The sequence below is a fragment of the Streptomyces sp. NPDC025618 genome, from assembly GCF_055558795.1.
In genome coordinates, this window is sequence record NZ_JBVHLW010000025.1 from 44,113 (window position 1) to 61,546 (window position 17,434).

16 protein-coding genes are annotated in these 17,434 nt (G+C 72.7%); 6 read left to right on the top strand and 10 right to left on the bottom strand.

Features of this window, described 5'->3' with window-relative positions; all coding sequences use genetic code 11:
• Positions 1-9 precede the first annotated feature (9 nt).
• The 3 genes from ACZ4A5_RS21020 to ACZ4A5_RS21030 all read right to left on the bottom strand — a co-directional run bounded on the left by ACZ4A5_RS21020 (position 10) and on the right by ACZ4A5_RS21030 (position 1,502).
• The gene (locus tag ACZ4A5_RS21020; RefSeq protein WP_361524905.1) at positions 10-423 is read right to left on the bottom strand and encodes an ATP-binding protein; all 414 of its coding nucleotides are present in this window, start codon (positions 421-423) and stop codon (positions 10-12) included.
• Positions 424-632: 209 nt separating this feature from the next.
• Positions 633-1,178 (bottom strand): GNAT family N-acetyltransferase, encoded by a 546-nt coding sequence (locus ACZ4A5_RS21025; protein WP_467586009.1) that lies wholly within the window; start codon positions 1,176-1,178, stop codon positions 633-635.
• Positions 1,179-1,241: 63 nt separating this feature from the next.
• The gene (locus ACZ4A5_RS21030; protein WP_467586012.1) at positions 1,242-1,502 is read right to left on the bottom strand and encodes a UBP-type zinc finger domain-containing protein; all 261 of its coding nucleotides are present in this window, start codon (positions 1,500-1,502) and stop codon (positions 1,242-1,244) included.
• 56 nt (positions 1,503-1,558) lie between these two features.
• Here ACZ4A5_RS21030 and ACZ4A5_RS21035 point away from each other — a divergent pair, with 56 nt between their 5' ends.
• Positions 1,559-3,160 (top strand): Na+/H+ antiporter, encoded by a 1,602-nt coding sequence (locus ACZ4A5_RS21035; protein WP_467586015.1) that lies wholly within the window; start codon positions 1,559-1,561, stop codon positions 3,158-3,160.
• Between the two features lie 359 nt (positions 3,161-3,519).
• Here the strand turns inward: ACZ4A5_RS21035 and ACZ4A5_RS21040 are convergent, their stop codons facing one another.
• Positions 3,520-4,437, bottom strand: a complete 918-nt coding sequence (locus ACZ4A5_RS21040; RefSeq protein ID WP_467586018.1) for a 1-aminocyclopropane-1-carboxylate deaminase/D-cysteine desulfhydrase — start codon at positions 4,435-4,437, stop codon at positions 3,520-3,522.
• 31 nt (positions 4,438-4,468) lie between these two features.
• Positions 4,469-5,059 (bottom strand): N-acetylmuramoyl-L-alanine amidase, encoded by a 591-nt coding sequence (locus ACZ4A5_RS21045; RefSeq protein ID WP_467586021.1) that lies wholly within the window; start codon positions 5,057-5,059, stop codon positions 4,469-4,471.
• A 166-nt stretch (positions 5,060-5,225) separates the two neighbouring features.
• Here ACZ4A5_RS21045 and ACZ4A5_RS21050 point away from each other — a divergent pair, with 166 nt between their 5' ends.
• Both ACZ4A5_RS21050 and ACZ4A5_RS21055 read left to right on the top strand, forming a co-directional pair.
• The gene (locus ACZ4A5_RS21050; RefSeq protein WP_467586024.1) at positions 5,226-6,137 is read left to right on the top strand and encodes a glutaminase; all 912 of its coding nucleotides are present in this window, start codon (positions 5,226-5,228) and stop codon (positions 6,135-6,137) included.
• Between the two features lie 54 nt (positions 6,138-6,191).
• On the top strand, positions 6,192-6,404 hold the full coding sequence (locus ACZ4A5_RS21055; RefSeq protein WP_467586027.1) for a hypothetical protein: 213 nt from the start codon (positions 6,192-6,194) through the stop codon (positions 6,402-6,404).
• A gap of 267 nt (positions 6,405-6,671) precedes the next feature.
• On the opposite strand, the gene ACZ4A5_RS21060 is transcribed toward ACZ4A5_RS21055, so the two are convergent.
• From ACZ4A5_RS21060 to tatA, 3 genes are all read right to left on the bottom strand, one after another.
• The gene (locus ACZ4A5_RS21060) at positions 6,672-7,610 is read right to left on the bottom strand and encodes a beta-ketoacyl-ACP synthase III (RefSeq protein ID WP_467586030.1); all 939 of its coding nucleotides are present in this window, start codon (positions 7,608-7,610) and stop codon (positions 6,672-6,674) included.
• 176 nt (positions 7,611-7,786) lie between these two features.
• Complete coding sequence (locus ACZ4A5_RS21065) at positions 7,787-9,166, bottom strand: alkaline phosphatase (RefSeq protein ID WP_467586034.1); 1,380 nt, start codon at positions 9,164-9,166, stop codon at positions 7,787-7,789.
• A 97-nt stretch (positions 9,167-9,263) separates the two neighbouring features.
• Positions 9,264-9,524, bottom strand: a complete 261-nt coding sequence (gene tatA / locus ACZ4A5_RS21070; RefSeq protein ID WP_467586037.1) for a Sec-independent protein translocase subunit TatA — start codon at positions 9,522-9,524, stop codon at positions 9,264-9,266.
• Between the two features lie 186 nt (positions 9,525-9,710).
• Here tatA and ACZ4A5_RS21075 point away from each other — a divergent pair, with 186 nt between their 5' ends.
• Both ACZ4A5_RS21075 and ACZ4A5_RS21080 read left to right on the top strand, forming a co-directional pair.
• Positions 9,711-11,216, top strand: a complete 1,506-nt coding sequence (locus ACZ4A5_RS21075; RefSeq protein WP_467586039.1) for an LCP family protein — start codon at positions 9,711-9,713, stop codon at positions 11,214-11,216.
• Between the two features lie 191 nt (positions 11,217-11,407).
• Positions 11,408-12,763, top strand: a complete 1,356-nt coding sequence (locus tag ACZ4A5_RS21080) for a hypothetical protein (RefSeq protein WP_467586042.1) — start codon at positions 11,408-11,410, stop codon at positions 12,761-12,763.
• A 282-nt stretch (positions 12,764-13,045) separates the two neighbouring features.
• Here ACZ4A5_RS21080 and ACZ4A5_RS21085 read toward each other — a convergent pair whose 3' ends face one another.
• Both ACZ4A5_RS21085 and ACZ4A5_RS21090 read right to left on the bottom strand, forming a co-directional pair.
• On the bottom strand, positions 13,046-15,829 hold the full coding sequence (locus ACZ4A5_RS21085) for an HAD-IC family P-type ATPase (RefSeq protein WP_467586045.1): 2,784 nt from the start codon (positions 15,827-15,829) through the stop codon (positions 13,046-13,048).
• Complete coding sequence (locus tag ACZ4A5_RS21090) at positions 15,756-16,181, bottom strand: ArsR/SmtB family transcription factor (protein ID WP_467586048.1); 426 nt, start codon at positions 16,179-16,181, stop codon at positions 15,756-15,758. Before ACZ4A5_RS21090 ends, ACZ4A5_RS21085 begins: the two co-directional genes overlap by 74 nt.
• A gap of 287 nt (positions 16,182-16,468) precedes the next feature.
• Here ACZ4A5_RS21090 and ACZ4A5_RS21095 point away from each other — a divergent pair, with 287 nt between their 5' ends.
• Positions 16,469-17,341 carry an RNA polymerase sigma factor SigF gene (locus ACZ4A5_RS21095; protein ID WP_467586141.1) on the top strand — a complete coding sequence of 291 codons (873 nt, stop codon included), beginning with the start codon at positions 16,469-16,471 and terminating at the stop codon, positions 17,339-17,341.
• Positions 17,342-17,434: the final 93 nt, after the last annotated feature.

Consider the following 17,434-nt stretch of genomic DNA (forward strand, 5'->3'; position numbering starts at 1 on the left):
CCTCTTCCGTCACGGCTGTCCGGGGCCGGCGCCGCGCTTCTTGTGCAGGCTGATGCTGACCGTACGGTCGGCGGCGACCGTCGAGTCGACCTCGCCGGCCAGGGCGGAGAGCACCGTCCAGGCGAAGGTGTCGCGCTCGGGCGCGCGGCCGTCCGTCGTGGGTGCCGAGACGGTCACCCGCAGCGCGTCGCCCACCAGGCGGAAGACGCAGCTGAGAACGGAGCCGGGCACGGCTTGTTGCAGAAGGATCGCGCACGCCTCGTCCACGGCGATACGCAAGTCCTCGATCTCGTCGAGGGTGAAGTCCAAGCGGGCCGCGAGACCGGCCGTAGCCGTCCGCAGCACCGACAGGTAGGCACCCGCAGCGGGCAGCCGGACTTCCACGAAGTCCTGGGTCCCGGGCTCGCCTGCGATCTGGGACACCCTCACCTCCAAGGTGGCACAAGCTTCTTGAGCTGTTACGAGCACCGGCCCCGCGCTGACCGCCCCTCGGGTGAAGGACTTTGGCACGGCCCGGTGCGGCACGTGGTTCGGCTGCGACGCTATCGCGATCTGGGGTTCTGTGGAGCAGCCCCGCGACTGTCACTCATGGTAAACCCATGAGCACGGACAGTGGCTAGAGCCTTGCGGTCTCAAATCGAAAGAGCAGTCGCCCTGTTGGGATTTTCGTCACTCTGCGCGAGCGCCGCAAGAGTGTGGAGCGGTTCTCCGGACATCCGTCGCACCGTCCACTCCTCCATCGGCTCGGCGCCGAGCGACTTGTAGAACGCGATCGAGGGTGCGTTCCAGTCCAGCACTGACCATTCGAAACGCTGGTAGCCCCGGTCCACGCAGATCCGCGCGAGGGTGGCGAGGAGGGCCTTGCCGTGGCCCGCGCCGCGCGCCCGCGGGCGGACGTAGAGATCCTCCAGATAGATACCGTGCGTACCCGTCCAGGTGGAGAAGTTGCGGAACCAGAGCGCGAAGCCGACCGCCTCGCCCGCCGGTATCCCGTCCTCGACGCTTTTTCCGTCACTCTCCGCTATCAGTGCGAAGACCGCCGGGGCCGTGCCGAAGAGGGCTTCGCGCAACTGCTCCTCGGTCGCCTTCGCGTCCCCCAGCGCCCTTTCGTACTCCGCCAGTTCGCGGATCATGGTGTGGATGGCGGGGACGTCGTCGGGCGTGGCGGGTCGGATCATGTCTGCATGCTAGCGGTCGGGGGTGAGCGCGCCGCGGCAACCGCGGGCACCCGCCGCGCTCCCTCAGACGATCCGCCGGTCCGTATAGCACCAGCGCCAGGTCTGGCCCGGCTCGAAGCTGCGCATCACCGCGTGCCCGGTCTCCTCGAAATGCCCCGTCGCGTGGCGGTACGGCGAGGAGTCGCAGCAGCCGACATGCCCGCAGACCAGGCACAACCGCAGCTGCACCGGGTGGCTGCCGACGGCCTCGCACTCCGGGCAGGTCGGGTGCAGCGGCGCGGGCTCGGGGCGCGGCAGCTCGGGAACATGCGGGCACTCGCTCATGATTGCCAGACTAGTTCGCACTGCCGAGGGCTTCGAAACGGAGAGCGCCGGGACCGATGGATGTCATGCCACTGCTCATGCTGATCGCGGCCAGTGCCGCGGTCGCGGGCGCCGCCCGGCGGACCCCGGTGCCCGCGCCCCTGCTGCTCGTCGCCGTCGGGCTGCTCGCCTCCTACGTGCCCGGCGTGCCCGAGTACACCCTCGACCCCGCGATCGTGCTCCCCCTGATCCTGCCGCCGCTCCTGCACACGGCCGCGCTCGACAGCTCGTACCTCGACATCCGCGCCAACATCCGCCCGGTGGCGCTGCTGTCGGTCGGATATGTCCTCTTCGCGACCTTCGCGGTCGGCTATGTGGCATACCTGGTCGTGCCCGGACTGCCGCTCACCGCCGCGCTGGTGCTCGGCGCGGTCGTCGCCCCGCCCGACGCCGTCGCGGCCACCGCCATCGCGCGCCGCCTCGGGCTGCCCTCCCGCATCACCACGATCCTCCAGGGCGAGTCCCTGGTGAACGACGCCACCGCGATCACCGCCTACAAGGTGGCGCTCGCCGCCGCTGTGGGCGAGGGCGCGACCTGGGGCGAGGGCTTCCGTGAATTCGCCGTCGCGTCGCTCGGCGGCATCGGGGCCGGGCTGATCCTCATGGTGCCGCTGCACTGGCTGCGCAAGCGGCTGCGCGAACCGCTCCTGCAGAACACCCTCTCCCTCCTCATCCCCTTCGCCGCCTACGCCGCCGCCGAGGTGGTCGGGGCCTCCGGGGTGCTCGCCGTCGTGGTCGTCGCCCTTTACCTCGGCCACCACTCCTGGCAGGTCGACTTCGCCACCCGCCTCCAGGAGGCCGCCGTCTGGCGCGTGGTCGCCTTCGTGCTGGAGTCCGCCGTCTTCGCGCTCATCGGGCTCCAACTGCCCGTGGTGATGCGCGGACTGGGGGAGTACGACCTGGGGCAGGCCGCCCTCTGGTACGCCTCCGCGGTCTTCGCCGCCGTCGTGGCCGCCCGCTACGTCTGGGTCTTCCCCGCGACGTTCCTGCCGAGGGTCCTCTCCGCCCGCATCCGCGAACGGGAGCCCGACACCACGTGGAAGGCGCCGCTCATCGTCGGCTGGGCCGGGATGCGCGGCGTGGTCTCCCTCGCCATCGCCTTCTCGATCCCCGTGACCACGCACCACGGGCAGCCGTTCCCCGCCCGCAACCTCGTCCTCTTCCTGACCTTCACGACCGTCATCGGCACGCTCGTCGTCCAGGGCCTCACCCTGCCCCCGCTCATCCGCCGGCTGCGGCTGCCCGCGCCCCACCCGACCGCCGGGACCCTCGCCGAGGCGCAGGCCCAGAGCGAGGCGTCGGCCGCCGCCGAACGCCGCCTCGACGAACTCCTCGCCGACGACCGCAACACCCTCCCCGAACCCCTCGCCGACCGCCTCCGCACCGTCATGGAGCGCCGCCGCAACGCCGTCTGGGAGCGCCTCGGCGCGGTCGACGAGGTGACGGGCGAATCGGCGGACGACACGTACCGGCGGCTGGCCCGGGAGATGATCGGCGCGGAGCGGGAGGTGTTCGTGTCCTTGCGGGACGCCCGGCGTATCGACGACGAGATGCTTCGGACGCTGTTGCGGCGGCTGGATCTCGAGGAGGCGGCGGCTTACCGGGAGGAGGCGGGGTAGCAGGCTGCTGCCCCTTTCGTCTGGGTGCGGGTGCGTTGCCGGGTGCGGGTTGCTTGTGCCTGCGGCGGGCTTTTTCCCCAGCCCCGCCCCTTCCCGGCTGCGTCTGATGTGCGGCTCCGCCGCGTGGGGGCAAGCCCCCAGACCCCCGCAACACGCTTCGCGCGTTGTCCTCAAGCGCCGGACGGGCTGAGTGTGCTGGTCACGGTCCGCACAATTCAGCCCGTCCGGCGATTGAGGACGCGCCCGCAGGGCGCTGGGGGTCCGGGGGTCTCCCCCGGTTTCGGGAAGGGGCGGGGCTGGGGAAAAGCCCGCCGCAGGCGCCCCCGCGCGGCGGGGCCGCAGATCGGGACAAGCGGCCGTCAGAGCCCCGGGTCCGCGCCCGTGATCACCGCCGCCACCGTCGTCCCCCGGGCGAACGCCCCCTCCGAAGCCAAGGCCGTCAGGCCGAAGAGCATCTTCGCCACATACAACCGCTCCACCCGCGGACCGTGCCGAGAAGTGAAATCGGAGGCGAAAGCGAGAAGCTCCGGGGAGAGGCGGGCGTAGCCGCCGCAGTGGAAGCGTTCGTCGAGGGTCCAGGCGCCTCGCGGGCCACCGAACGCCGCCCGTTGCAGGTCGCGTATCTCCTCGCCCAGGAAGCCGCCCTTGAGGACGGGGAAGCCGATCGCGCGCTGCGAAGCGGCGAGGCCCGCGGCGAGGCCGGCGAGGGTGCCGCCGGTGCCGCAGGCGATGCCGACGACGTCCGCCGTGCCGCGCAGCTCCCGGCCGAGGGCGGCGCAGCCGCGCGCGGCGGCCGCGTTGCTGCCGCCCTCGGGGATGACGAAGCAGTCGCCGCCGGCCAGCTCGGCGAGGACGTCGGGCTCGGCCTTGCGACGGTACGTGGCGCGGTCGACGAAGCGCAGCCGCATGCCGTCGGCCACACAGGCCGTGAGCGACCAGTTGAGCGGCCGGTCGGCGAGCTCCTCGCCCCGGACGACGCCGACCGTGGCGAAGCCCAGCAGCCGGCCCGCGGCGGCGGTCGCCCGCAGGTGGTTGGAGTACGCGCCGCCGAAGGTCAGCAGCGTGCGCTGCCCGGCCTCGGCGGCGGCCCGCAGATTGGGCTCCAGCTTGCGCCACTTGTTGCCCGGGAGCTCGGGGTGTATCAGGTCGTCGCGCTTGAGCAGCAGCCGTACGCCCCGGCGGGTGAACCGCTCGTCCCGCAGCTCTTCGAGCGGGGACGGCAGCCGTGGCCGCAGCGCGGCGAGGGCGGCGGAGGCGGTGGGGAGGTCGCTGGTCACGCCCCCATTCTCGCCGTGGCGCGCGTGGTCGTCACTTGAGCCGCTCGCCGATGCGCTCGCGCAGCCGCTCCATGGAGAAGCCGGTCGGGTCGAGCTTGCCCGGCCGCCATTCGAGGTGCCCGATCACCGATCGCTCGGTCCAGCCGTGGAAGCGGCAGATCGCGGCCGCCACCTGCTCGACGGCCAGCAGCTGCTCCTCCGGCCAGGGGTCCTTGCCGTCACCGAGGTTGACGCATTCGAAGCCGTAGAAGTGGACATTGCCGTCGGTGTCGGCCCAGCGGACGGGCGGCAGCCGCTTCTCGGCGATCACCGCCTGGAGCACCTCGCCGTCGCCGCCGCCCGCGTGATTGGCGCGGCCGCAGCCGACGAGGTGGATCCGGCCGTCCTTGGCGATGACGCCGTGGCACAGCGGGCCGGGGAGCTGGTCGTAGCCGTTCCAGCAGAGGCGTACGGTGCTGTCGGTGCCCGAGGAGGCCGTGTGGTGGATCATCACGCCGTTGACCGGGCCCCAGGGCCCGTGCCCGGCACGGTTGTGGTTGCGCCAGCCGTCGACCTCGACGACCGTGGCGCCCTCGCGTCTGAGTGCGGCCAGGAACTCGTTCGCGGACATGGGTGGGGCCACGCCGCCCTCCTTGGGAAACCAGGTGGCGTACGCCGGACGCGTAGGCCGAATGACCCCCTTGTACCCAAAAGTTCGCAGGTGGGCCGGGCGTTCGGATATCGTGCGAGCCGATCCGGCCTCAGGCCGAAAATCTCATCGTCGACACGGAAGCGCGAGACCCGGGACAGTGGACTACCAGACCGTTCTCGAAGAGGTCGCCGCCTTCGCGCGGCCGCTTGTCGGCCGTGGCCAGGTGGCCGACTACATCCCGGCCCTCGCCGGCGTCGACATCGGCCGGTTCGGGATGGCCGTCGTGGACATCGACGGCGGGGTCTACGGGGTCGGCGACTGGGAGCGGCCGTTCTCCGTGCAGTCCATCTCCAAGGCGTTCAGCCTCGCGCTCGTGCTGGCCGAGGGCGGCGACCGGATCTGGGACCGCGTCGGAACGGAACCGTCCGGAAACCCCTTCAACTCCCTGGTGCAACTCGAATACGAGAACGGCATCCCCCGCAACCCCTTCATCAACGCGGGCGCCCTCGTCGTCACCGACCGGCTCCAGACCCTGACCGGCGACGCCAGCACCACGATGCTGGAGTTCCTGCGCGCGGAGAGCGGCAACCCGGACGTCTCCTTCGACCCGGCCGTCGCCGCCTCCGAGACCGAGCACGGCGACCGCAACGCGGCCCTCGCGCACTTCATGGCCAGCTACGGCAACCTCGACAACCCCGTGCCCACCGTGCTGGAGCACTACTTCTGGCAGTGCTCCATCGAGATGAGCTGCCGCGACCTCGCCCTGGCGAGCGGCTTCCTCGCCCGCCACGGCCTGCGCGCCGACGGCACACGGCTGCTGCCGCGCCGTGAGGCCAAGCAGGTCAACGCCGTCATGCTCACCTGCGGGACGTACGACGCCGCCGGCGACTTCGCCTACCGCGTGGGCCTGCCGGGCAAGAGCGGCGTGGGCGGCGGCATCGTCGCCGTCATACCGGGACGCTGCACGCTGTGCGTCTGGAGCCCCGGGCTGGACGCGCGGGGGAACTCCGTGGCGGGCGTCGCGGCCCTCGACCACTTCACGACGCTCACGGGCTGGTCGGTCTTCTGACGCGGTGGCGCACGCCGCCGCGGTGCCCCATCGTGGGGCGAGGAGGTGTGCTTCATGGAGCACGAGTTGCGTGCGGAGTACGTGGACGGCGGGTCGCCCGGGGCGGCGGTCAAGACGTGGCACGTCGTGCGGGAGGAATCGGCGACGGCGATGTGCGGGCGCGAGCTTCTGCCCGGGGCGGAGGTGCGGTCTGCCGATGACTGGGGGACGCCGGGGGTGGCGCTGTGTCATTCGTGCGGGGCGCTGTATTTGCGCGAAGCGCCGTAAGGGTGCCGGGGTTTGTTCCCCTGCCCCGCCCCTTCCCGAAACCGGGGATACCCCGGACCCCAGCGCCCTGCGGGCGCGTCCTCAAACGCCGGACGGGCTGATTGTGCGGACCGTAGCCAGCACACTCAGCCCGTCCGGCGTTTGAGGACAACGCGCGAAGCGTGTTGCGGGGCCTGGGGCGGCAGCCCCAGTTTCGGGAAGGGGCGGGTAGGGGAAAGGCCCGCCGCAGGCGTACCCGGCGGCGGCGCCGCGCCCAGGCCCGTACCCCTACGGGCAGCGCACCACTTGCCCCGCGTAAGAGAGATTGCCACCGAAGCCGAAGAGAAGGATCGGCTCGCCGGAGGCGACCTCGCCTCGGGCGACCAGTTTGGAGAGGGCGAGCGGGATGCTCGCGGCGGACGTGTTGCCGGACTCGGTGACATCCGTGGCGATCACCGCGTTGACCGCGCCGAGCTTCCGCGCCACCGGCTCGATGATCCGCAGATTCGCCTGGTGGAGCACGACCGCGGCGAGATCCTCCGGCGCCACCCCGGCCCGCTCGCAGACGCCGCGCGCGATCGGCGGCAGCTGCGTCGTGGCCCAGCGGTAGACCGCCTGCCCCTCCTGGGCGAAGCGCGAGGGCGTGCCCTCGATCCGTACGGCGTGCCCCATGTCCGGCACCGAGCCCCAGACGACCGGGCCGATCTCCGGGGTGGCCGAGGCCGTGACCACCGCGGCGCCCGCGCCGTCGCCGACCAGGACGCAGGTCGTGCGGTCGGTCCAGTCCGCGACGGCGGTGAACTTCTCCACGCCGATGACCAGCGCGTTCGTGGCGGCCTTGGCCCGGATCGCGTGGTCGGCGCTGGCGAGCGCGTGGGTGAAGCCGGCGCAGACGACATTGACGTCCATGACGGCGGGGGAGGGCAGGCCGAGCGCGGCGGCCACGCGGGCGGCCGTGTTGGGGCTGCGGTCGACGGCCGTGCAGGTGGCGACGAGCACGAGGTCGATGTCGTCGGCGCCGAGCCCGCTGTTCGCGAGGGCCTTGGCCGCCGCCTGGGTGGCCATCGCCGCGACGGTCTCGCCGGGTTCGGCGACGCGGCGCGTACGGATCCCGACGCGGGAGCGGATCCACTCGTCGCTGGTGTCGACCATGGTCGCCAGCTCGTCGTTGGTCAGCACCCTGGCGGGCTGGTAGTGGCCGAGGGCGAGGATGCGGGACCCGGTCATCGACGGTTCCTCCTGCGCGGGGCGGACGGACGGTGGTGGTACGGGATTGCCAGTCTCGACGCTCCGGGGCCGCTCGGGGGTATGTGATCCACCAATGTTCCGCCCGTATAACTGGCACAACCCGCAGGGGCCCGGCCGCCAGCGGCGAACGGGCCCACCTCCCTACCGAGCGGTAATCACCGCAGCGACAGCGCCGTGCGGATCGTGGTGAACAGCTGGGTCTGGTCGGTGACCCCGAGGACGCGCTCCGCCTGCGGGCCCTGCGCGGCGATGCGCACCTGCGTACCAGTGTGCTCCTGCGAGGCGCCGGGTGTGTTGGTCGAGTAGTTCACCTTGAGTGGCTGCCCCTCGTTCGTGACCAGCGTCGAGGACAGGCCGGGCGGGTTGGCCTCCAGCGGGACGATCTGGCTGGTGTGGGCGTGGTCGGCGGTGGTGACCACGAGGGTGTCGGGGTGCTCGGCGGCGTACGCGCGGGCGACCTTCACCGCGCGGTCCAGCGCCGCGGTCTCGCCGATCTGGCCGCAGGGGTCGGCCGCGTGGTCGCGCTTGTCGATCGACGCGCCCTCGACCTGGAGGAAGAAGCCCTTCTTCCGGTCACCGGCGCCCTTCTGCTTCCGCTCCAGCAACTGGAGCGCCTTGCGGGTCTGCGCCTCCAGGCTCGGGGTGCCGGCCGCGCGCTCGGGGTTGCCCGTCACACAGCGCTGCGGGTCCGTGCCGCCCCGGGCGGCGGGCTTGCCGGTCCACTCGACGGGGACGTTGCCGGGGGCGAAGAGGCCGAGCACGGGCTTGCCGGGGCGGGCGTCCTGGAGGGCCTTGCCGTCGGTCACCACCTGATAGCCGAGCTTTCGCGCCTGCTCGGTGACCGTCATGCCCTGGTACGGGCCCTCGGTGATCTTCTGGTCGAAGCGGGCCCTGCCGCCGCCGAGGAGGACGTCCACCTTGTGGTTCACGCTCTGCTCGGCGATCGAGCCGGGGCCGCCCTTGGCGATGGTGTCGGCCGGGCACGCCTTCATGTCGGCCGGGCCCTGGCAGCTGCGGTCGGTGGCGTGCGAGGCGAGCACGGCGGGGGTGGCGTCGGTGAGTTCGGCGGTGGTGACGCTGCCGGTGGCGAGGCCGTTCCGCTGGGCCAGCTCCAGGATCGTCGTCATCGGCTTGTCCGTGCCGGGCGACTTGGATATCCGGCCGTTGACCGTCTTGTGGCCGGTCGCCCAGCCGGTGCCGCTGGCCGCGGAGTCGGTGACGTAGTCCGGCTTGCCGTTCTTGTCGACGGAGTACGTGGTGTACGCGCCGGTCAGCGGGAACGCGTCCATGTCGAGCCGGCCCGCCGCGCCCACGGTGTAGTCGCGGGCCAGGGTGATCTCCGAGTCGCCCATGCCGTCACCGATGAGCAGGATGACGTTCTTGGCCTTCTTCGCGCCGTGGCCGGCGCTGAGCGCGGAGACGTCCGCGGCGCCGCCCGGCCGCGACGCGGAGGCCGCCGCGGGCACCGCGGCCCCGGCGACGAGCAGGGCGGCGGCGCCCCAGACGAGACGGCGTCCGTACGGACGAGAACCCATGGTGTTTCCTCCCTCGGTGTCCCGGCGGGGTCGCCGGGCCCGGGGGAAGCTCACCAGGGGCGGGTGTACCGGAGGAGGCGGCCGAGTGGCCCGTGGGTCACCTGGGGCTGTCGGCGGGGTGTGCGGTGGTGGGGGCCACGTTGTTGGCCGTGGTCACCGTGGCCGCGGGGGCCGGGGTCACGACGGGACCGGCCTCGGCGCCGCCCTCGTCCTTCATCGCCTTGGCCTCGCTCTTGAGGATGCGCATGGACTTGCCGAGCGCGCGGGCGGTGTCGGGCAGCTTCTTGGACCCGAACAGAACGACCACGACGAGTACGACGACGAGGATGTGCCAGGGCTCCAGGGCATTGCGCAGCATGACGGATCCACCTCTCTTCCGCGTTGATTACCGAGTCGATCATCGAGCCGACTTCCACGGCCTTCTGCATGACGGCCGCCTTCACCATACTTGCTAGATTGCGCAACTGGACAACCTGAGGCCGTGCTCGTCCGTCTACTCCGATGGGGAGACGCGCGGAGCGGGGGAGTGGATGAGGGCTCGCATATGACTGGCACCCGAGGCAGGCACACGCATCACCGGATGCGGACCATCGGCCTGGTGGCCCTGGGGTTCGTGGTGCTGCTGGCCGGAGGTATGGGCTGGGTCTATCTGAAGCTCAACGGCAACATCAGCACCTTCGGCGCGGACGGCCTCTCCGACAACCGCCCGGCCGCGGGCGCCGGCGGGCAGAACGTCCTGGTCATCGGCTCCGACTCGCGCGCGGGGAGCAACAAGGACCTCGGCGGCGGCGAGGGCGACGTGGGCCGCTCGGACACCGCCTTCCTGCTGCACGTCTACGGCGACCGCAAGCACGCCATCGGCGTCTCCATACCCCGGGACTCCCTCGTGGACATCCCGCCGTGCAAGATGCCCGACGGCAGTTGGACCACCGAGCAGACCCGGGTGATGTTCAACTCCGCCTTCTCCGTGGGTGATACGGCCAAGGGCAACCCCGCCTGCACCCAGAACACGGTGGAGAGGCTCACGGGGCTGCGGGTGGACCATACGCTCGTCGTCGACTTCGCCGGCTTCTCCTCGATGACCTCCGCCGTGGGCGGCGTCCAGGTGTGCGTGCCGAAGGACGTCTATCAGGGCGACCTCAACCCGAACCGCGGCTCGCGCGGCGACCTCCTCTTCCACAAGGGGCAGCAGAGTGTCTCGGGCCAGAAGGCGCTGGACTACGTGCGGGTGCGGCACGGCATCGGCGACGGCTCCGACATAGGACGCATACAGCGGCAGCAGGCGTTCGTCTCCAGCATGATCAAGAAGGTGCGTTCGCAGGGCTTCAGTCCCACCACCCTGCTCCCGCTCGCCGACGCGGCCACCAAGTCGATGACCGTCGACCCCGGCCTCGGCTCGGCCGACAAGCTGCTGTCCTTCGCGATGTCGCTCAAGGACATCGACCTGCACAACATCAAGTTCATCACCGTGCCCTGGCGTTACGCGGGCAACCGCGTCGACATCGTGCAGCCCGACGCCGACGCCCTGTGGGCCTCCCTCAAGGCCGACCGCACGATCGACGGCAAGGACGCGGGGGGCAAGCGCGGCGCGAGCCCCGCGTCGTCGGAGCAGCCGCAGCAGGCCATGCAGGCGGACGCGCCGGTCTCCGGCAAGGGCGTGCGCGTCGCCGTCGCCAACGGCACCACCGTCAAGGGCCTCGCCGCGCGGGCCACCAGTGCCCTCGAAGAGCACGGCTACACCGTCACCGACACCGCGACCGCCGCCGAGCGGGACCAGGGCACCACCGTGATCGAGTTCGGGCCGGGCGAGGTGGACCACGCCCGGACCGTGGCCCGGCTCTTCCCCGGCTCGTACGTACGGGGGGCGGCCGCGCCCGGCATCTCCATCGTCCTCGGCCACGACTACGCCGACGGGCCGGCCGACGCCCCGTCGGCGTCGGCCGGCCCGCCGTCCCCGGCGCACTCGGGCAGCGGCACGCTCTCGCCCGACGTCGCCGAGAAGGCCCGGTCGGCGGACGACGACCCCTGCGCCAACCTCTCCTACGGCTGAGCCGCGGGAAAGGCGGGAGGGACGGGCAGGGCGGGAGGGGCGGGCAGGGCGGGAAGGGCGGAAAAGGGAGGGGGAAGAAGAGCGGCCGAGGGGAACCCCGTGCCTGAATATTCCGTTTTGGTGGTAAGCGCAGAGTGAGTCCCGTGAGCCCGAAGAGTTCCATGAGCAGTCCTTCCCCGAGGAGCAACGCCATGCCCGCCTTCCCCCGGGCGCTGCCCAGGTCGCTGCCGGCCCTGATCGCCGCCCTGTTCGTGCTGGTGGGTGCCGCGCTGTACGCACCGTCCGCCCGCGCCGACACGAGCGCCACCGGCCTGGACGCCGCGGCGGCGGTGCTGACCAAGGGCCCGGTCTACGTCGACCCCCGGGCGGCCGACCAGCTGCCCGCGGACGACGCCCAGGCGCTCGCGAAGAAGATCCGCGACGCGGGCAAGCCGGTCTTCGTCGCCGTGCTGCCCGCCGCCTCCGAATACCCCAGGGCCACCGTCCTGCAGGACCTCCGCTCCAAGGTGGGCATCGCCGGTGTCTACGTGGTCCACCTGGGCGACGCCATCAACGCGGGCGCCGACTCGCGCGTGATGTCCAAGAACGCCACCCGCAATCTGGTCGGCTCCGTCAAGCGGTCCGGCGGTGACGCCAGGACCCAGCTCAACAGCTTCGTCGACCAGGCCGACCGGCAGGCCAAGGGGCAGGAGCCCGGCTCCTGGGGCGGCTCGGCCTCCAAGGGGGTCGGCGCGACGGGTCTGATCACCGGCGGCGCGGTGATCGTCGCCGGTGGCGCCGGGGCGTACGCCCTCTACCGCCGCAACCGCAAGAAGCGGGAGGAGCGCGAGCGCGCCGAGCTCGACGCGCTGCGGGTCGTGGTCGACGAGGACATCACCGCCTTCGGCGAGGAGCTCGACCGGCTCGACTTCTCCCCGTCCGAGCCCGGCGCGGACGACGCGATGCGCAAGGACTACGAGGAGGCCCTCGACGCCTACGAGGAGGCCAAGTCGAAGATGGCCGCCGCCGCGAAGCCGACGGACGTCACGGCGGTGACCGAGACCCTCGACAAGGGCCGCTTCGCCCTGGCCACCCTCGCCGCCCGCCGCACGAAGTCCCCGCTGCCCGAGCGCCGAGTCCCCTGCTTCTTCGACCCGCGCCACGGGCCCTCCGTCCAGGACGTCGCATGGGCCCCGCCCGGCGGTGCCGTACGCACGGTGCCGGCCTGCGCCGCCGACGCCGCCCGGATCGCGGACGGCCAGGAGCCGCTGTCCCGCGAGGTCCAGACGACGAGCGGACCCCAGCCGTACTGGAACGCGGGGCCGGCGTACGCCCCCTGGGCCGGCGGCTACTTCGGTGGCGGCCTGCTGCCGGGCCTCCTCGTCGGGACGATGCTCGGGAGTGTCCTCAGCGGTCCCGCGTATGCGGCTTCGCCGGACGCGGGGCCTGACGGCGGGGACTACACCGGCTCCGACTTCAACTCCGACGATTTCTCGGGTGGGGGCTGGGGAGATGGCGGCGGCTTCGGCGGCGGCGGTGACGGGGGCTTCGGGGGTGGCGATTGGTGAGGGCGCGCGTCTGATGCGCGGCTCTGCCGGGTGGGTGCGCCCCTGATTCTCTGTGGGCCCGGGGGCGGGCGAGTGCGGGACGTGTCCGCTTCAGGGTTCGCATTCAGCCCGTTGGGGGCACCTCTGGGGGCACCCCTGGACGGAGTCTGGGGGAGGTAGCTGGGGGAGCTTGAGGACAACCCGCGAAGCGGGTTGCTGGGGGGCCTGGGGGCTCGCCCCCCACGCGGCGGAGCCGCACATCAGACGCAGCCGGGAAGGGGCGGGGTGGGGGAACAAGCCCGCCTACACCCGCCGTCGGGCGACCCCCAGCGCCACACCGTAGAGCGCCAGCACCCCCGCCATCAGCCCGTAATACAGCGGCGGCAACGCCGTCATCCCCAGCACAGGCCCCAGCGGCGACAGCGGAAGCAGCAGACCCACCACCGCCAGCGCCGTCGCCGCCAGCCGGATCGGAGTCGGAGCGCCACCCTCCGCCAGGCGGCGGCCCGAGCGGAGCAGCAGCATCACGAGCGCCTGCGTCAGGAGGTTCTCCGTGAACCAGCCCGCGTGGAAGGCCGCCTGCCCCCGCTCGCCGTCGAAGGAGCGCACGGCCAGTGCCAGCACCCCGAAGGTCGTCAGGTCGGCCACCGCGTTCAGCAGGCCGAAGCCGGTCATGAAGCGGAACAGCGCGCGCGGCCGCAGCACCGCCGGGTGCCGGAGCGCGTGCGCTCCGGGCCGGTCGAAGGCCAGGGCCAGCTGGGCCGCGTCGAAGCAGAGGTTCTGCACCAGCACCTGCGCGGGCAGCATCGGCAGGAACGGCAGCAGCAGCCCGGCCGCCAGCATCGCGATGACGTTGCCGAGGTTGGAGGAGAGGGTGATGCGCAGATAGGCGGCGATGTTGCCCGTGCTGCGGCGCCCGGCCAGGATCGCCCGCTCCAGGGCGGTGAGGTCCTTCGAGGCGAGCACCACGTCGGACGCCTCACGCGCCACGTCCACCCCGTCGCGCGGGCAGATCCCCACGTCGGCGGCGTGCAGCGCGGACAGGTCGTTGACCCCGTCGCCCAGGAAACCGACCGTGTGGCCGCCGCCCTCGCGCAGGGCCCGCACGATCCGGGCCTTGTGCTCGGGCGCGCACCGCGCGAAGACCGTCGTACGGGTGGCGAGGCGGGCCAGCTCCAGCGGGCCGAGGCCCTCGATCCGGTCGGCGGTGACGACCTCGCCCGGCTCCAGGCCCAGCTCACGGCAGATCCGGGCGGCGGTGCCCGGGTGGTCGCCGGTGAGCACCTTCACCGTGACGCCGCGCTCCGCGAGCGCGCCGAGCGCCTCGGCGGCGGTGGGCGCGAGCGCGTCACGCAGCCCGACGAAGCCGAGGAAGGTCAGGTCGCGCTCGTCGGCCGGGGTGTACGGCCGCCCGCGCGCGGGCCGTTCCGCGACCGCGACGGCGAGCACCCGCAGCCCGTCGGCGGCCAGCGCGGCGGCCCGCCCGGCGAGCCGCTCCCGCTCCTCGTCGCCGAGCGGGAGCCCGGCGTGGCCCTCGCGGGCGCAGCGCCGGAGCACGTCCTCCGGCGCGCCCTTGACCACCAGCGTGTGCGCCTTCGCCGGCGCGGGACCGCCGGTCAGCGTGCGGACGTTGCCGGGCGTGCCGAGGAGGCCGGGTGCGTAGTGGGCGGGGCCGCGTACGACCGCTGTGGCGAGGGTGCGGCCCGGCCCGCACGGCAGCGCGGCCACCCCCTCCACGCTGTCCGCGCCGAGCACCCCGCCGCCGCGCTCCTCGTCCGCGTCGAGGATCGCCTCGTCCAGCGCGTCGGGCGCGGGCAGTTCCGCCAGCTGGAGCGTCCACAGCGCGTTGACCGCGGCCCAGTGCAGGACGGCCGGGTCCTCCCGGCCCTCGCCGTCGACCGCGCAGGTCACGACGGGCACGTCCTGGGTGAGCGTGCCGGTCTTGTCCACGCACAGCACGTCGACCGCGCCGAGGTCGTGCAGCGCGGGCAGCCGCCGGACGATGACCTCGCCGCCCCGGGCGAGCAGCGCGGCGCCGCGGGCCAGCGCGGTCGTCACCACGACCGGCAGCATCTCGGGGGTGAGCCCCACCGCGACGGCCACCGCGAACGGCAGGGTCTCCAGGCCGCGCCCGCGCAGCAGCGCGCCCGCGATCAGCACCAGCGGGGCGGTGAGCAGCATGAACCGTACGAGCGTCCAGGCGATGCCGTTCACCGACCGGTCGAACGGGCTGGCCGCCGTGGACGGGCGGCGCCCCCGTCCGTACGCCTCACGGCCCCCGTCGGGCAGCGCGCCCGAGAGCATGGTGTCCGCGCCGGTCGCCACCACGACGCCCGTACCCGTGCCGGAGACGACGCTGCTCCCCTGGAAGCAGCTGTGGGTACGGCCGTGCGCGTGTTCGTCGGCCCGCGGTACGTCGAGGCCGTGCTTCACCACGGGCGTCGATTCGCCCGTCAGCGCCGCCTCATGGACCGTCAGCCCCGTGGCCCGCAGCAGCCGCAGGTCCGCCGGGACCAGGTCGCCCGGCGCGAGCAGCACGACGTCGCCCGGGACGAGCTGGTCGACGGGGAGCTCGCGGGTCAGGGCGGGCGCGTCGGCCGTCGGCCGGCGGCGGACCGTCGCGGTGGTCGCGAGCATGTCGCGCAGGGCGGCGGCCGAGCGGTCCGCGCGGTGCTCGCCCGTCGACCGCAGGACGCAGCTGACCGTGACCAGGACCGCGATCACGCAGGCCGTGCCCCAGGCGGACATGACCGCCGAGACCAGCCCGAGGCAGATCAGGACGGCGGTGAAGGGGTCGCGCGGGCTGCGGGCGAAGCGGCGCGGCCAGGAAGCCGGGCGGCGCCCGGCGAAGGTGTTCTCGCCGTGCCGCGCGAGGCGTTCCTCGGCCTCCGCCTCCACGAGCCCGCGCGGGCCGCTCCGCAGCGTGCGCAGGACTTCGAGGGCGGTGCCGTGCTCCCCTCGCGCGTGCTCCCGGGCGTTCTCCTCAGCCGCTGCCCCGCCCGCGGCAGGGTCCTCAGGCGCCCAGACCACGGAGGCGCCCGGAACCGGCACGCGACCCGGCGGCCGCGCCGGGAACGGCCTCCGCACCGGTCCTGCGGTCGACGAGCTGGCCGACCATGAGCCGTACGATCGTGACGACGTTCGGGTCGTCCACGAGATAGACCACGCGCCGACCCTCCCGCCGGGACCGCACCAGGCCCGCGAGCTTCAGCTTCGCCAGGTGCTGGCTGATCGCGGGGAGTGCCCCGCCCACCCGCTCGGCGAGCCCGCTCACATCGCTCTCGCCCTGGGACAGCGCCCACACGAGATGCAGCCGGGCGGAGGAGGCGAGCAGCCCGAACGCCGCGGCCGCCTCCGACAGCACCTCCGCCGAGGGGTCGTCGAAGCCCTCACCGAAGCTCCCTTCGAAGCCTCCGACGCTTCCGGCTCCTGCGGCCACTGTCGCTCTCCCGTCCCTGTCGGGCATCCGGCGCCCGGCACGACCAGTCTAGGCGGGGCCGGGTGGCGGGACGGGCGGACATGCGCCGCCGGTCCGTTCGCCCCGTTTCGGCCGTGCCCTTGTCCGTCCTTGCCCTTCTTTGCCCCTTCTTGCCCCGCCCTTGCCCCGTGCTTCCCCGCGCCCGCACCGGGAGCGGCTTCGCCCTGGGCGAAAAGAGGAGGCATGCCCGCCGGGCCGCCGGGTAGGCGGCGGACGTCAGCAACGGATCTGGGGAGGACGACGTGACCATCACGGCATCCACGGTTACGACAGAGCATTCGGCGGCTGTTGCGCAGCGGTTCGAAGAGTCGGTCGGGGGGCTGCCGTACATCGAGGACGCGACGACGGTGGCGCCGCGGGACGCCCGGGCGCTGTCCAAGCTCTTCTTCGACCGCCTCGCCGAACTCGAGGAAGGCACCCACGAATACCAGTACGCGCGCAACACGCTGATCGAGATCAACCTCTCGCTCGTGCGCTTCGCCGCGTCCCGCTTCCGTAGCCGTGGTGACCAGATGGAGGACATCATCCAGGTCGGCACCATCGGACTGATCAAGGCCATCGACCGCTTCGACCTCTCGCGCGAGGTGGAGTTCACCACCTTCGCCGTGCCGTACATCGTCGGTGAGATCAAGCGGCACTTCCGGGACACCAGCTGGTCGGTGCATGTGCCGCGCCGCCTCCAGGAGCTGCGCGTCGAGCTGGCCAAGGCCACCAGCGAGCTCTCCCAGGAGCTGGACCACGCGCCGACCCCCGCCGAGCTCGCCGAGCACCTCGGCATCACCCGCGAGGAGGTCGTCGAGGGCATCGTCGCCAGCAACGGCTACACCGCCGGGTCCATCGACGTGCCCGTGGACGAGGGCTCCGACCAGGCGGGCACCAGCTACGCCGACCGGCTCGGCGACATCGACCCGGCCCTGGAGGGCGTGGAGAACCTCCACGCCCTCAAGCCGCTGGTCGCCGAGCTGAGCGACCGCGAACGGCAGATCCTGCGCATGCGCTTCGGCGCGGAGATGACGCAGTCGGAGATCGGCGCCGAGCTGGGCATCTCGCAGATGCATGTGTCGCGGCTGCTCTCCCGCATCCTCGGCCGGCTGCGGCTCGGCCTGCTCGGGCTGAGGTAGCCCCGCGACGGCTGAGGTAGCCCCGCGACGACGTGGGCTGAGGTAGCCCCGCGCCCGCGACCGGCCCGCTTCGGATCACCTGCTCCGGATCGG